At 61.6% G+C, this 15,461-nt stretch carries 13 protein-coding genes; 3 read left to right on the top strand and 10 right to left on the bottom strand.

Annotated elements, in window-relative coordinates; all coding sequences use genetic code 11:
* Positions 1-271 precede the first annotated feature (271 nt).
* The 8 genes from ACTQWD_RS02620 to rpmE all read right to left on the bottom strand — a co-directional run bounded on the left by ACTQWD_RS02620 (position 272) and on the right by rpmE (position 9,398).
* Entirely contained in the window at positions 272-1,213 is a 942-nt protein-coding gene (locus ACTQWD_RS02620; protein WP_154516000.1) for a transketolase family protein, read from the bottom strand.
* A 1-nt stretch (position 1,214) separates the two neighbouring features.
* Complete coding sequence (locus ACTQWD_RS02615) at positions 1,215-2,045, bottom strand: transketolase (RefSeq protein ID WP_154516003.1); 831 nt, start codon at positions 2,043-2,045, stop codon at positions 1,215-1,217.
* A gap of 207 nt (positions 2,046-2,252) precedes the next feature.
* Positions 2,253-3,143, bottom strand: coding sequence for a YitT family protein (locus ACTQWD_RS02610; RefSeq protein WP_427717738.1), 891 nt, complete (start codon positions 3,141-3,143; stop codon positions 2,253-2,255).
* A 163-nt stretch (positions 3,144-3,306) separates the two neighbouring features.
* Positions 3,307-4,455 carry a peptide chain release factor 2 gene (gene prfB / locus ACTQWD_RS02605; RefSeq protein WP_441056908.1) on the bottom strand — a complete coding sequence of 383 codons (1,149 nt, stop codon included), beginning with the start codon at positions 4,453-4,455 and terminating at the stop codon, positions 3,307-3,309.
* Complete coding sequence (gene secA / locus ACTQWD_RS02600) at positions 4,455-7,262, bottom strand: preprotein translocase subunit SecA (RefSeq protein ID WP_441056906.1); 2,808 nt, start codon at positions 7,260-7,262, stop codon at positions 4,455-4,457. The genes prfB and secA overlap by 1 nt, the downstream gene beginning before the upstream one ends.
* Before the next feature lie 156 nt (positions 7,263-7,418).
* Positions 7,419-7,691 (bottom strand): hypothetical protein, encoded by a 273-nt coding sequence (locus tag ACTQWD_RS02595; protein WP_441048323.1) that lies wholly within the window; start codon positions 7,689-7,691, stop codon positions 7,419-7,421.
* Complete coding sequence (locus tag ACTQWD_RS02590; protein WP_441056904.1) at positions 7,678-8,781, bottom strand: hypothetical protein; 1,104 nt, start codon at positions 8,779-8,781, stop codon at positions 7,678-7,680. The genes ACTQWD_RS02595 and ACTQWD_RS02590 overlap by 14 nt, the downstream gene beginning before the upstream one ends.
* 191 nt (positions 8,782-8,972) lie before the next feature.
* Positions 8,973-9,398: a 50S ribosomal protein L31 gene (rpmE, locus tag ACTQWD_RS02585; protein WP_154516018.1), complete on the bottom strand. Its 426-nt coding sequence runs from the start codon at positions 9,396-9,398 to the stop codon at positions 8,973-8,975.
* A 349-nt stretch (positions 9,399-9,747) separates the two neighbouring features.
* On the opposite strand from rpmE, the gene ACTQWD_RS02580 reads away from it, so the two are divergent.
* The 3 genes from ACTQWD_RS02580 (at position 9,748) to ACTQWD_RS02570 (ending at position 12,458) form a co-directional block, all read left to right on the top strand.
* Positions 9,748-10,035, top strand: coding sequence for an ACT domain-containing protein (locus ACTQWD_RS02580; protein ID WP_006235289.1), 288 nt, complete (start codon positions 9,748-9,750; stop codon positions 10,033-10,035).
* A 74-nt stretch (positions 10,036-10,109) separates the two neighbouring features.
* Positions 10,110-11,528 (top strand): citrate synthase, encoded by a 1,419-nt coding sequence (locus tag ACTQWD_RS02575; RefSeq protein WP_441559179.1) that lies wholly within the window; start codon positions 10,110-10,112, stop codon positions 11,526-11,528.
* Between the two features lie 87 nt (positions 11,529-11,615).
* Positions 11,616-12,458, top strand: coding sequence for a Cof-type HAD-IIB family hydrolase (locus tag ACTQWD_RS02570; protein WP_441559178.1), 843 nt, complete (start codon positions 11,616-11,618; stop codon positions 12,456-12,458).
* 118 nt (positions 12,459-12,576) lie between these two features.
* Here the strand turns inward: ACTQWD_RS02570 and ACTQWD_RS02565 are convergent, their stop codons facing one another.
* Both ACTQWD_RS02565 and ACTQWD_RS02560 read right to left on the bottom strand, forming a co-directional pair.
* Positions 12,577-13,371 carry a Cof-type HAD-IIB family hydrolase gene (locus ACTQWD_RS02565; protein ID WP_427794984.1) on the bottom strand — a complete coding sequence of 265 codons (795 nt, stop codon included), beginning with the start codon at positions 13,369-13,371 and terminating at the stop codon, positions 12,577-12,579.
* 206 nt (positions 13,372-13,577) lie between these two features.
* Positions 13,578-15,398 (bottom strand): adenine deaminase, encoded by a 1,821-nt coding sequence (locus ACTQWD_RS02560; protein WP_441559177.1) that lies wholly within the window; start codon positions 15,396-15,398, stop codon positions 13,578-13,580.
* Positions 15,399-15,461 lie beyond the last annotated feature (63 nt).

The following is a 15,461-nucleotide window of genomic DNA, read 5'->3' as shown; positions in this document are numbered from 1 at the left end:
CTCCTCCGTCCTGCGGAATGATTTGGGAGCTAGCCCTGTGCGCGGCCTGCGGCTACTAAGGAGTCGCCGCGTTTTTCTTGGGGTGCTGCATATACAAAGTTGGAAGGGCTGAGTTGCACTTTGCTGGCCTGGGCCCGCTTCCCGGAGGAAGCCCTTGCTTGGTGCGGGCCTGATTTGTTTGTTACCGACAAAAACAGGGGCGCCCTCTTTGGGGGCGCCCCTGTTGTGGCTTGCTTACGGTTGCTGAAGCGATACTTTGCCTCGTCTTGCCCTAGGCCAAGAACTCCTTGGTGGTTGCCACGATGTTGGCGGCATCCAGGCCGTACTTGTGCAGGAGCTCGGCGCCCGGACCGGACTCGCCAAAGGTATCGTTGACGCCAATCTTCTTGAGCGGCGTCGGGCACTGAGCGCAGAGCACGTCGGCAACGGCGCTGCCCAGGCCACCGATCACGGAGTGCTCCTCGACGGTCACGACGTGGCCGGTCTTGGCGGCGCTCTTGACGATCAGATCGGCGTCGATGGGCTTAATGGTGTGCATGTTGATGACCTCGGCGTCGATGCCCTCGGCAGCGAGCTGCTCGGCAGCCTCGAGAGCCTCGCCAACCATCAGGCCGCAGGCGATGATGGTCACATCGGCGCCCTCACGCATGACGATGCCGCGGCCCAGCTCGAACTTGTAGGTCTCGGGGTCGTTGATGACCGGCGAGGCCAAACGGGCAAAGCGCATGTACACGGGGCCGTCGCACTCGTAGGCGGCGCGGACCACGGCGCGGGCCTCCACGTCGTCGGCCGGGACAATCACGGTCATGCCAGGGATAACACGCATAAGGGCGATATCCTCGCAGCACTGGTGCGTGGCACCGTCCTCGCCCACCGAAATACCGGCGTGCGTGGCGCCGATCTTGACGTTGAGGTGCGGATAGCCGATGGAGTTACGGACCTGCTCAAAAGCGCGACCGGCGGCAAACATGGCAAAGGTGCTCGCGAAGGCAGTACGACCGGTGGTCGCGATACCGGCGGCGACACCCATCAGGTTGCTCTCGGCAATGCCCACGTCAAAGAAGCGGTCGGGGCAGGCGGCCTTAAACTTACCGGTCTGCGTGGCGGCGGCCAGGTCGGCGTCGAGGACCACAAAGTCGTCGTGCTCGGCAGCGAGCTCAACGAGGGCCTCGCCGTAGCTTACGCGCGTGGCGATTTTCTTGACGTCTGCCATCCTAGAGCTCCTCTCCGGCGGCCGTGAGCTCTGCCATGGCCTGCTCAAACTGTTCATCGTTGGGGGCCTTGCCGTGCCAACCAACCTGGTTCTCCATAAAGGAAACGCCCTTGCCCTTCATGGTCTCGGCGATAATGGCGGTAGGCTGACCCTTAGTGGCGCGAGCCTCGGCAAAGGCGGCGCGAATCTGACCGAAGTCGTTGCCGTCGGCGAGCTCCACCACGTGGAACTTAAAGGCGCGGAACTTGTCGGCGAGCGGCATGGGATCGTTGACCTCCTCGACGGGACCGTCAATCTGCAGGCCGTTGTGGTCAACGATCACGCAGAGGTTGTCGAGCTGCTGATTGCCGGCAAACATGGCGGCCTCCCAGACCTGGCCCTCCTCGCTCTCGCCGTCGCCCAGCAGGGCGTACGTGCGGTAAGTATCGCCCCAGTGCTTGGCGGCGACGGCCATGCCCACGGCGGCGGAGATGCCCTGGCCCAGCGAGCCGGTGGACATGTCGACGCCCGGAGTGTCGTTCATGTTGGGGTGGCCCTGCAGGTGGCTGCCGATATGGCGCAGCGTCTCGAGATCCTCCTTGGGGAAGAATCCGCGCTCGGCGAGCACGGCGTACAGACCCGGAGCGCAATGGCCCTTGGAGAGCACAAAGCGGTCGCGGTCGGCCTTGCGAGGATCGGCCGGGTCGACATTCATTTCCTCAAAGTACAGATAAGTCATGATGTCGGCAGAGCCGAGCGAACCGCCCGGATGGCCGGACTTGGCAGCGTGCACGCCGGTGACGATGCCCTTCCTTACCTCGTTGGCAACCTTTTTGAGCTCTTCGTCGCTCATTGTGCCTTCCTTTCATCCTCTTTAGACAAGATGCGCACGGCGCAGAAGGTAATCCCAACCCAGCCGCAATGCACGTGCGCCATTCATTATGCTGGAAACTGAAGGCTTTACCAGAGTTTTTATCATTATTTGAATAATTTAGCTGGCAGACCCGCTGATGAATCGGTTTATCAATGTGAACGTCTTTTGGATGGAGCGCAGTCTGCCCTACGCGTTAATGTCCTTGAACCCCTCGCCGAAGGCTTCCGTAACGTCGGCGACCGTCACGATAGCTTGAGGATCGCGCTCACGCACGATGGTCTTAAGTGTATTGAGCTCGCGGCGGCTAACGATCACCATAATCACCGGCTTCTCCGCGCCCGAATACATGCCGGTCGCCTTAAATTTAGTGCAACCGCGACCCAGACCATACATGATATCGGCCGCGATATCGGGGAAATTCTCCGAGATGATGAGCACCATACGGCGCTTGTTGCCGCCATCGACCACAGCGTCGATCACATAGCCGCTAATCACCATCGAAAGCCCTGCATACAGCGCGTTCTCTAGAGAGAAAACGGGGGCCGATGCCGCGCATACGGCGACATCGATCGCCATGACGGTCGAACCCACCGGCAGCGAGGTATTACGCGAGATAATCTGGCCGATGGTGTCGGAGCCGCCGGTGTTGGCGCCGGCGCGTAACACCATGCCGTAACCAATGCCCGTGATAATGCCGCCCCACATAGCGGGAAGCATCAGGTCTGCATCTGCCAGAGGCGCTACAAACGGGGCAAACAGGTCGGTAAAGAAGCCCAGTAGCACAAAGCCTGTCGCCGTCTGTACCACATAGAACATGCCGCCCTCGCGCATTACGACCAGCAACAGTAAGGCGTTCATCACGATGGTTTGGATACCGACGGGCAGCGACACGCCCCGCGCGGCACCGACCGCCTGGATAATAGTCGCAAGGCCCGTAACGCCACCGGCGGCAAGACCGTTGGGAATCAAAAACAGGTCGGTCGCGATGGCCGCCAAAGCGCACCCAAGCATAATCTGGGGCAGATCGTGGAAGAAGTTCATTGAAAGAATGCGCTTAATATCCAGACGATATGCCATGCTACCCCCCTCAAAAAAGCGCACCCCATTGGGTGCGCTTTGAACTTCTTACCGTATTTGATTCTACCGATTCGCCAAGGAAAAACCACCCCGCGGCGGGTTTGCTCTGGATATAAAACCGCCCTGTCCAGAGTTTAGTGTCGGTCCGTGACTCACCCGGGGCTTAAGCGGACGGAGACTCCGCATCAGCATTGCCGGTAGCCCAGCGATGGTAGCCGATCACAAACGGATCCAAGTCGCCATCGTCGAGAACGGCGTCGACGTTGCTGGTCTCCACGCCCGAGCGCAGGTCCTTGACCATCTGATACGGATAGAGCACGTAGCTGCGGATCTGGTTGCCAAAGCCAATCGTGGTCTTGGGACCGCGGATCTCGTCGAGCGCCTCGGCGCGCTTCTCGAGCTCAATCTCGTACAGGCGGGCCTTGAGAATCTGCATACACGCGGCCTTGTTCTGAATCTGGCTGCGCTCATTTTGGCAGGTCACTACAATGCCGCTGGGAAAATGCGTCACGCGCACGGCGGAGTCGGTAGTGTTGACGCCCTGGCCGCCCGGGCCGCTTGCGTGGTACACGTCGACGCGGATATCGTCGGGGTTGATCTCGATATCGATATCGTCGGGCAGCACCGGAATGACCTCGACGCCGGCAAACGTAGTCTGTCGACGCTTCTTGTCATCAGTGGGGCTAATGCGCACCAAACGGTGAACGCCGGCCTCGGCACGAAGCATACCGAAGGCATCCTTGCCCTCAACGGTAAAGGTCGCGCGATCAATGCCAATGACCTCGGCAGCGGGGCAATCGTTGATGGTGACCTTCCAGCCGCGGCGCTGGCAGTACTTCATGTACATCTTAAAGAGCATGAAGGTCCAGTCCTGCGCCTCCAGGCCGCCCTGTCCGGGCTTGATGGTCACAATCGCGTCACCGTGATCGAACTCGCCGGTAAACCAGCTCGAAAGTTCGAGCTCATCGATGGCGCGCGCCAGACGATCCGCCGTGGCGGCAGCCTCCTCATGCAGTGCAGCGGCATCGGGGTCATCGCCCATTTCCTCGGCAAGTTCCAGCGCCGCGCGGGCATCGGAGAGCTCGCCGCGCGCGGTATCCACGGCGGCGATATCCTCCTTGGCGCGCGCAATCTCTTCCATCGTGGCGCGAGCGGCATCGGCGTCGTCCCAAAAGCCGGGAGCGACGCTCTTGGCCTCAAGCTCGGTCACGTGGGTGCGCTTCTCGTCCAAATGAAGATACGACTCAACCTCGCCGAGCCGGTCCGCAAACTTGTCCAGCTCGGCGGGCGTTACCTCTAAAGCCTCGGCCATTAACGATTCCTGCCGTGGCAGTACTTGAACTTCTTGCCGCTGCCGCAAGGGCACGGTTCGTTGCGACCCACGTTGACATACGGGTCGTCGCTCTCGGACTTGCGGTAGGTGGTCACCTTAGCGCCGTTGTTGACAGCTGCCGGTCCGCCCTGGACGGCCGTGCGAGCCTGTGCCCGTGCCTCCTTGCGCAGGACCGAGTTGCCGTTGTCGCCATCGACGTCGGCGGGGCCGGAGAAGCGCGCACCCTCGAGCGCGGGCTCTTCCTTGTGCTCGACGGCACGCGGGGCGGCCTTGATCTCGATGCGCAGGACGGTGCGCAGGTAATCCTCATACATGGTGTCAACGAGCATCTGGAAGGCACCATAGGCCTCAGTCTTGTACTCGACCAGCGGGTCGCGCTGACCAAAGCCGCGCAGGCCGATACCGGTCTTGAGGTAGTCCATCTCCTGCAGGTAGTTCATCCAGCGGGTATCGATGACGCGCAACATAACCTGAGTATTGAGCTCGCGCATGAGGTCCTCGCCCAGGCGCTCGGCCTTCATGTTGTAGCACTTCTCGACGTAGGCTAGGACATCGGCAGCAAGGGCCTCGTAATCCTCGTCGGGGAACTTGGGCGTATCGATATGGCCGGTCAGCTCCACGACCCACTTGCGCAGGCCATCGAGGTCACGCTCGCCGTCGTGGCTGTCCTTAGTGCAAAACTCCTGCACGCAGCGGTACACGGTGTCGTGCATGACCTCGGTGATGTGGTCGGTCAGGTCCTTACCGTCCAGAATCTTGTTGCGCTCGGCGTAGATAACCTGGCGCTGCTTGTTCATCACGTCGTCGTACTCAAGAACGCTCTTGCGCATGGAGAAGTTGATGCTCTCGACCTTGTGCTGGGCGCTCTCGACGGCCTTGGAGATGATCTTGTGCTGGATGGGCATGTCGTCGCCCATTTCTGCCGTGACCATCATCTTGGAGACGCGGTCCATCTTGTCGCCACCGAACAGGCGCATCAGATCGTCCTCGAGCGACAGGTAGAACTGGGTCTCGCCCGGATCGCCCTGACGGCCAGAACGGCCACGCAGCTGATTGTCGATACGGCGGGACTCATGGCGCTCGGTGCCGATGACGGTCAGACCGCCGGCCGCAAGCACGCGCTCGCGCTCGGCCTTGCAGGTCTCCTTGGCCTCGGCGTTAAACTGCTCGAGCTGCTCGGGCGTCACGTCCTCCATGGTCAGGCCCTCGTACTCCAGGCGCTCGCGCACCAGCTCGTCGGGGTTGCCGCCCAGCAAGATGTCCGTACCACGACCGGCCATGTTGGTGGCGATGGTCACGGCGCCGTAGCGTCCGGCCTGGGCAACGATATGAGCCTCGCGCTCGTGGTGCTTTGCGTTGAGGACCTCGTGCGCGATGCCGCGCTTGGTAAGGGCGGCCGACAGCTTCTCGGAGCTTTCGATGGAGACGGTGCCGACCAGGACCGGCTGGCCCTTGGCATGACGCTGCTCGACATCATTGGCAACGGCGTTGTACTTGGCCTGGATGGTGCGGTACACCAGGTCCTCGTGATCGACACGCTTCACGGGCTTGTTGGAGGGGATGACCTCGACGGGCAGCTTGTAGATCTCGCGGAACTCGGCATCCTCGGTGAGTGCCGTACCGGTCATGCCGGAGAGCTTGTCATACAGACGGAAGTAGTTCTGCAGGGTGATGGTGGCAAGGGTCTGGTTTTCCTCGCGCACGAGCACGCCCTCTTTGGCCTCGATGGCCTGGTGCAAGCCCTCGGAGTAGCGGCGGCCCTCCATGATGCGGCCGGTGAACTCATCGACAATCTTGACCTCGCCGTTGGTAACGACGTACTGCTTGTCGCGGTGGAACATGTATTGGGCCTTCAACGCCTGCTGCAGGTGGTTGACCAGCTGGCCCGAAAGGTCGGCGTAGATGTCCTCGATACCCAGGCGGCGCTCGATCTTCTTGAGGCCGCGCTCGGTGGCGGCAATGGTGTGCTTGGCCTCGTCCATGACGTAGTCGCCCGTGGGCTCCACGTCCTCGGTGGCGGTGAGCATATCGTGCGACACGTCCTCGCCGCGCTCCAGCCCGCGCACGGCGCGCGCGAAGTCCTTGTAGGTGCTGGCCGACTTGGTGCCGGCGCCCGAGATGATCAGCGGGGTCCTGGCCTCGTCGATCAGGATGGAGTCGACCTCGTCGACGATAGCGTAGCTGTGGCCGCGCTGGACGCGCTGCTCGGGGCGGGTGACCATGTTGTCACGCAGGTAGTCAAAGCCAAACTCGGAGTTGGTGCCGTAGGTGACATCGGCCTGGTAGGCCGGGCGCTTAAGCTCGAGCGGCATGTTGTTCTGCAGCAGGCCGACGGTCATACCCAAATACTTGTAGATGCGGCCCATCCACTCGGAGTCGCGCTTTGCCAGGTAGTCGTTGACGGTAACGACATGCACGCCCTTGCCGGCGATGGCGTTAAGATAGCCGGCCAGGGTGGAGACGAGCGTCTTGCCTTCGCCGGTCTTCATCTCGGCAATATGACCCTCGTGCAGCGCCATGGCGCCGATGAGCTGTACGTCAAAGTGACGCATGCCCGTGATGCGCTTTGAAGCCTCGCGCACGGTGGCAAAGGCCTCGGGGAGCATGTCGTCAAGCGACTCGCCGTTAGCATAACGCTCGCGGAACTTATCGGTCTGGCCGCGAAGCTCCTCCTCGGTCATCTTCTCAAACTGAGGCTCAAGCCCGTTGATCTGGTCAACGATCTTGTAGTAGCGCTTAAGGTCCTTATCGGATCCAAAGGACAGCAGCTTTGACATGAATCCCATGTGGTTTTCCTTTTTTGGCCATCGCCCGTAGCGCACTGCACTGGGCGAGTTAAACACAGATAGTTGTACTTTAGCCAAACGGGACGCACGCTATACGCTCGACCTCATCCCCCACGTAATAACTACGACCGACCTGCCAAAAAGGGACGTTTTATTTTAGTGGCTACGGCCCAGATAGGCGCCGATAACTTTGCGCTGCTCGGCGCTCGCCCGATAGTAGACGCGAAGCTCGCCTTCGGCATCCAAATCAAAGCGCGCCTCGTCAATCAGGCCATTCTTGTGCGCGGTCATGAGCGCCTCCTGCATGCGCGGCCTTGCAAAGGCGGCAAACGATGCATACTCGGCCGCGAGATCGGCCATCACATCGTCGACGCAAGCCTCGTCATGGCAAACAAAATAATCGAGCATGGCATAGTTAAGCGGAAGCATCCCGATCACCGTCCTTTTTAACCATGTCGAGGGGATTCACGGCGATCAGGCAAATGCCGACGAGGTTGACGACGGCCGCCACCCATGCGACGGACGGAAGCGCGTAGCCGTCAAAGCCCAAGACCAGGCCGACGATAATCCACGTAAACAGCGGCGCTGTAAAGGTATAGGTGCCGTTGATGGCCATGCCCAGCGCCGTGCCGCACATGGAGTTGGCGCGATACCAGCTCATAAACGAAAAGTAGGCAGCAAAACCGGAGCAGGCGAAAAACGCGACGGAGGATTTGTCGGTGAGCGCTTGGGCGACAAGGACGTAACTCTGACCAAGGGGCTCTCCGCATGCCAAGGTTAGGACCGGCAGTACCAAGCACAGGTTGCCGACCCCCGAGACAAGCTGACGAATGTTGATGGCGATCTGAGGATCGATCATGCAGGTGGCGCGGCCGCCCACGCATCCCTCGACGCCCCAGCACAGGGCGGCTAACAGCGCCAGGCCCAAGCCAAGCGGCATGCCGGAAGATGCCTGCCCGCTCAGGCCGGCGCTACCGATCATAGCGCCGGCGACCACGCAGGCAACGATGCCGGTGACGACACGGGGGCTAAGCGGCTGTCGGTAGAGCACGCGGGCGAGCACCGCACCGATCGCGGGGTTGAGCGCGGCGATGGGCACGGCAAGCGTGCCTGCCTGCGAAAGCGCGATAACGTAGGCGGCAGAAGCGATGGGCCCGCCAATGAAGGCGGCGGCGATAACGATGACGCCGGGCTTTGAGGCGATGCAGCGGCCTAGGTCGGCGAGTTTGCCCTGACCGGCAGTGAAAAACGTGGCCCAGACGGCACTCAGCACGTCATTGACGCCCGAGGCGATTGTGGGCAAGATGAATACCGCCAAAAGGCCGGAGGGAGCAAATGCATCGAACCAACCGGCCCAAACGCCAAAGAGCTGACCGGCGGTAACAAAGGCCGTGTACAGCGCATACATGCAGCTCGAAAGAGCCGCGACAGCGATACCCTTCCTAAAATAGGCAGCATCGAGCGCACGCTTCTTTGCCACCGCGAGCTCGCGATTGCCCAAGGACGTCGATGTGTCCACGTAGCCTCCTATCGGTTACCTGCCAAAAAGGGACAGGTTTATTTTGGCAGGTTTTATCTGGGCAAACCAAAAATCCCCACCGTTCGGTACAAAGAGGGCGTGCTACTTTGCGTCGATAAGAAAAGGGCCGTGCACCCAATTGGATGCACGGCCCTTTTGCCATGAATGCGAGCGATTCCTCGGCGAGCTATTTACTCAGCAGCCTCGGTGGTCTCGGCCTCGGCAGCGGCCTCCTCGACGGGAGCCTCTGCGGGAGCCTCGGCGGCCTGCTTGGCAGCCTCCTCGGCAAACTTAGCGGCACGCTTGGCCTTCTCGGCAGCCTTAGCCTCAGCGGCGGCCTTGCGAGCGGCCTCGGCCTCAGCAGCCTTGGCGGCCTTGGCAGCCTTGGCCTCCTCGGCCTTCTTGAGCTGGGCGGCAGCGGCGCCACCGAACTTGTCGGCGAAGCGCTGGACGCGTCCACCGGTGTCGACGAACTTCTGCTGGCCGGTGTAGAACGGGTGGCACTCGTTGCAAAGCTCGACCCTCATCTCGGACACGGTAGCGTGCGTCTTGAAGGTGTTGCCGCAGGAGCACGTCACCGTGCACTCGACATACTGGGGATGGATACCCTGCTTCATGGTAGGACTCCTTATTGGTCAGGCGCTGGTTACCGATCAGCGCATAAGGCGTCTTGGTTTCCGACCAAGACAACAAACTCGGCTATGTTACCACGGCGTCGAGCGTCCCACAAAAGGTTCACGGTCTTTACGCCGGAGCGCACAGGCGAATCTGCCCGATCGCGGCGCCAACAGAGCCGCCCGAGCTGTCAAGAGTGCCAAAAATACACCCTACGAGACAAGCGCTCCATGTTGCAGACGTGTAACGCCGCAGCAAAGGTGCCCCTTTTTGCACGGGACAGGTACAATGATGAACACTGTACCGTAGCGGAGCGCCGCCGCGCGCCGCCAACACGCGAAAGGGTTTCCCATGGCCGAGATCTCGTCCTCCCGTATCGTCATCACCGTCCTTGGCAAGAACCGCCCCGGCATTGTCGCCGGCGTCACCCGCGTCCTGGGCGAAGCCAATGTCGACATCCGCGACATTACGCAGTCCATTATCGAGGACATCTTCACCATGACCATGCTGGCCGACACCGCCGAGTCCAAGCTCGACTTCGCCGAGCTGCAGAAGGCCCTGGCCGAGGCCGGCGAGCTTTCGGGCGTCAACGTGTCCATCCAGCGCGAGGACGTCTTTAACTTTATGTACCGCCTGTAGCGAACAGGCTGCGTGACGACGGCCCAACGTGCGCCCAGGCGCAACGTCGCCACATAGCCCGGAGAGGAGCGCGCATGGCCTACGACGCCAAGAAAATCTATTACCGCTTCGACGACCACCTGAGCCGCCTGGTCCTGGACTACGAGGCCAGCCGCCAGATTGCGCCCGAAAGCGAAAATTTGTATTACGGCATGCCCACCGAGCCTTATGACGAGGGCCTGTTTGTCGAGCACAATGTTAAGCGCGGTCTTCGCAATGCCGACGGATCGGGCGTGGTCGCGGGCCTCACCCGTATCTCGGACGTGCACGGCTACAACAAGGTCGACGGCCAGGTCGTGCCCGACAAGGGTCGACTCACGCTGCGTGGTTACAACATCGAGGACCTCGTCAACAATGCCCAGGCCGAGGACCGCTATGGCTACGAAGAGGTCGCCTACCTGCTCATTACGGGCTCGCTGCCCAACAAGGATGAGCTCGACGGCTTTTGCGGGCGTCTGGGCGCGTTTAGGCACCTGAGCGACGAGTACGTTAAGGAATTCCCGATGACCACGGTGTCGTCGAGCATCATGAACGTGCTTCAGCGCGCCGTGCTGCTGCTCTATGCCTTCGACGCCGAGCCCGACGTGATCACCCCCGAGCACGAGATCGATGTTGCCATCTCCATGCTCGCCCGTCTGCCCCGTATTGCCGCCTTCGCGCACATGGCTTCGGTCGCCAAGCGTCGCGGCTCCGAGGTGCATGTGCCGCACCCCACGCCCGGTCTCTCCACCGCCGAGACCATTTTGCAGGTGCTGCGCGGCGGCATGGCGTTTACCCGCGACGAGGCGATGCTGCTCGACGTGATGCTTATGCTCCATGCCGAGCACGGCGGCGGCAACAATTCCACGTTCGCCTGCCGCGTACTGTCGTCGTCGGCCACCGACCCGTATTCGGCCTACGCCGCGGCCATCGGCTCGCTCAAGGGCCCACGCCACGGCGGCGCCAACGCCAAGGTCGTGTCGATGCACGAGGACATTCGCGCGCACGTTTCCAACTGGGAAGACGACGACGAGGTCGCTTCCTATCTGGGCAAGATCTTGGACAAGCAGGCCTTCGACGGCACGGGGCTCATCTACGGTATGGGACATGCCGTCTACACGCTCAGCGACCCGCGCGCCGAGGTCTGCCGCCACTACGCACGTTCGCTCGCCGCCAAGAAAGATCTGGGCGAGGAGTTCGCGCTCATCGAGCGTATTGAGCGCCTAGCGCCGCAGGTGATGCGGGACCACGGCATGACCAAACCCATCTGTGCCAACATCGACCTGTATACAGGCTTTATTTACAAGATGCTCGGCGTGCCCGAGACGCTCTTTACGCCGCTGTTCGCCGTCGCGCGCATGGCAGGCTGGTCGGCGCACCGCATGGAAGAGCTCTTCTGCGCGCATCGTATCATCCGTCCGGCCTACCGCCCGGTGATCGAGCCACTGGAGTACAAGCCACTCGCCGACCGTTAGGACGCGCACCGTTATAGAACACGAGCGTGGCCAGGGCATCACCGCCCTCGGCCACGCTTTTTATGCCAGCAGAAAGGGCTGTATCGAATGATTGTTTTTTCCGATATGGATGGAACACTGTTGACGAGTGACAAGCAGATGAGCGACGCCACCTGGGCGATGCTCGACGAGCTCGCACGTCGCGGCATTGAGTTTGTACCGTGCACGGGGCGTCCACTGTCGGGCGTCTTTGAGGCCATCCTCGCCCATCCCGCCGTGCACTACGCGGTCTGCGCCAATGGCGCTAGCGTCTGGCAGCTCGACGAGGATGTGCCCACCGATGCCTCACGCGCCACGCGCATATTGAGCCGACCGCTCGACCGCGCCATCGCCCACCGCGTCCATAGCATTGCCGCTGGCCACGATGTGACCTTCGATATCTTCGCGGATGGGCAGTGCTTCCTCCCCCGCTCGCTCTACACGCGACTGGACGAATTCTGCGGCGGAGATCCTCACATCGCGGCTTCGCTCAAGCGCACGCGAACGCCGATCGACATGGATATCGACAGCAAAATCGACGAGGTCGAGGTGCTCGAACGCATCGCCATGTACTGGCACGACTCAGCCGACCGCGATGCTATCGTGGCGGCGCTCGACACACTCGAAGGCATTGAGGTCACGCGTTCGTACGCCATGAATATCGAGGTCATGGGCGGGGGTGCCACCAAGGGAACGGCATTGGCTTGGCTATGTGGGCGTCTGGGCGAGCCTCTCGCCGACGCCTGGGCGTTCGGCGACAACATCAACGACATCCCCATGCTGCAGGCAGCGGGCCACGGTGCGGCGATGATCAATGCCGAGCCCGAGGACCGCGAAGCCGCCGGCGCCATCACCGAATACGACAACGACCACGACGGCGTCGCCCGCGCCATCATGGCCGCCCTCGCCTAGCAGCAGCAACCCGGCAGGGTAGCTAATTTGGGACGGGGCTTTTTTAGCTACCCTGGTCACAGTAGTCGTTGGGGGCACTCTTCGCGGGGCGCTGCAAGGGCTGTCCCCATCTGCCGAATTAGGCGAGACTCTCCAGCACGCGACGGAGCTCCTGCTGGACGGCGTGGTCGCGGTTGCACCCCACCACGCGATCGGCGACTGCCTTGAGCGCGGGGCGCGCGTTTTCCATCGCGCAGCCCGTGCCGACAAAGCGAATGATCTCGTAGTCGTTCATCGAGTCGCCAAACGCCATGACCTCGTCGCGTTCGACGCCATAGTGCTCCATGAGCTGTGCGATGCCCGAGGCCTTCGACACACCGGGCTGCATGGCATCGATCCACGCGTTGCCCGAAGGCGCAAAGGTAAAGAACTGGCCGAGCTCGCGCTGCAGTACGTAAGCGCTGTCCATAACGGCACCATCATCGCAAAAGATACTCGCCTTGATGATATTTACGCTGGGATCGGGCAGCTCCCAAATGCGCTCGGCATTGGGAAGGTCCTTATCCACCTCGCGCACGAACTTACTCTCGTCATCGAGCAAGAAGGACTTGGTTCGGTCAAAGAGCGCAAGATGCAGATTGGGAAACGTCGCGACGGCCTGGGCTAGCTTTCGAATCGCCAGGTGCGAATACACCTCACGGCCTACCATTTTGCCGTCGGCGTAGACCTGGGCACCGTTAGCTGCGACAAAGTCCATTTTGTCGCGAACGGGCGCAAAGAACTCGCACAGGCGATCGTAGCGGCGGCCTGACGACGCGGCAAAATGCACGCCATGCTCGCGTAGCGCCAAAATCAGTTCGTAGGTCTCGGGAGGCACCTGGCCGTTTTCGTCAAGCAACGTGCCGTCCATATCGGATGCAATCAGCTTAAACATAGAAAAGCTCCCTTCGGGCTTGCTGGAATCGAACGTGTATCCGATTCCAACGTACCCAAAGGGAGCTCAAATAAGACCCCGCAGTCATAAACGTTACATAGACCTGGCAAATAGCTCACGCGCGCCAGAGAGCCCACGGTCGCGGCGTCAGGCGACACGCCAAAGAGTGTCCCCAGCGACTAGTCGTTTAAGAACGTCCCCGATGACTAGTCGGCGTAGGTGAAGGTCGTGACGTCGAACATGCCCTCGGGGCGGATGCGGAGCGTCGGGATGACCGGCAGGGGCAGGAAGATGATGCCCATGATGGGGTCGAGCGGCGGCTCAATACCCATGGCGCGCGCCTTGACCATAAAGTCGTCGTGCTGCGCTGCGACATCCTCGGCCGTGCCCTCGCTCATCAGGCCACCGAGCGCCAGCGGAATGCGGGCCACGACCTCGCCGTTGCGCACCAGCACGTGACCGCCCTGGCCCACGGCCTCAACAGCAGCCATCATATCGGCGGCGTTGTCGCCCACCACGCACACGTTGTGCGAGTCGTGGCCGATCGTGGAGGCAATGGCACCACCGGTGATGGTGAAACCGCGCACCCAGCCGCGACCGATATGCTTGCCGACCAGGCCCAGGCCATCGGGGCCGTCGCCGTCGACGCCCTCGGCTTGCAGCGACACGCCGCGGCCATGGCGCTCAATCAGCATAATGCGGCGCAGGCCCTCGGCGCTCTCGGGGCGAGCCATACCCGTGATGGCCTTACCCGGCACCACGTCAATCACAGCCTCGCCCGGCTTAAAGGCATAGTCGAAAACGTCGAGCGAAAGCTTCGGCAGCTTAACAGAGGCGCGCAGCTCGTCGGCAAGGGCTGCAACCTCAGCCATCTCGGGTGCGATCTCGCCCACAAAGGCGCCATCCTGCGCCACCAGAGCACCGGCGGCATATACGCGATGCGGGGCCGTGGCAAACGTCAGATCGTTGAGCACCAGCAGGTCGGCACGCTTACCCGGAGCGATGGCGCCGCGGAGCTCATGCGGATCGCGGCAACCGTGGTCCAGACCAAAGGCCTCGGCCGTGGAAAGGGACGCCATGGAGATGGCGACCACCGGGTCGATGCCGGCCTCGATGGCCACGCGGCAGGCGTTGTCGATCATGCCGGTCGAAAGCGCGTCGGAGGGGGCGCGGTCGTCGGTCGCAAAGCAGCAGCGGCGAGCACGGGCGGGGTTTTCCAGCAGCATAGGCGACAGGTTGGCAAGATCATGGCTGCAGGTGCCTTCGCGCAGCATGACATACATGCCGCGGGATAGCTTGTCGAGCGCTTCCTCGGGAATCGTCGACTCGTGGTCGGCGATAATACCCGCCGCGGCATAGGCGTTGAGATCCTTGCCGGCAACAAGCGGAGCATGACCGTCAACCTGCTTGGACGGCGTCTGGTTGGCAGCATCGATGCGAGCGCAGGTCTCGGGGTCGGCCATAAAGACACCCGGCAGGTTCATCATTTCGCCCAAACCAAAGACGTCGCCCGGATGCTCGGCAAAAAACGCCTGCATATCGGCAGCGGTGATGACGGCACCGGCCTGCTCGTCGGGCAGTGCGGGCACGCACGAAGGCATCATGTACTTGATGGAGATGGGCGCGCGACAACCGTCCTCAATCATAAAGCGCAGGCCGTCTAGGCCGGAAACGTTAGCGATCTCGTGGCTGTCGGCAATAGCGGTGGTGGTACCACGCGTCGCCGCCATGCGCGCATACTCGGCAGGGCGGATGTTCGAAGACTCGATATGCAAGTGTCCGTCAATAAAACCGGGTGCGAGATAGCGACCCTGACAGTCGATAACCTCAGCTGCCTCGTACGTGCCAGCAGCTTCATCTCGACCATCGTAGAGAACACCGACGATCACGCCGTCCTTGACGGCGACGCTACCGGGTGCCACGCGCTGACCGTACACATCAACGATCTGTGCGTTGGCAAACAGCGTGTCGACGGGCACGCGGCCCTCGGCGGCATCGATCACAGACCTCATGACCTCAACGGACATACATACTCCTTTAACCGTAGAAAAAAGCTGCGGAGCGGACAGACCTTCACCGCAGCAAGCCAA

This window comes from Collinsella sp. LCP19S3_B6 (assembly GCF_052121815.1).
Lineage (GTDB): Bacteria > Actinomycetota > Coriobacteriia > Coriobacteriales > Coriobacteriaceae > Collinsella.
This window is presented reverse-complemented; position numbering and strand designations above follow the sequence as displayed.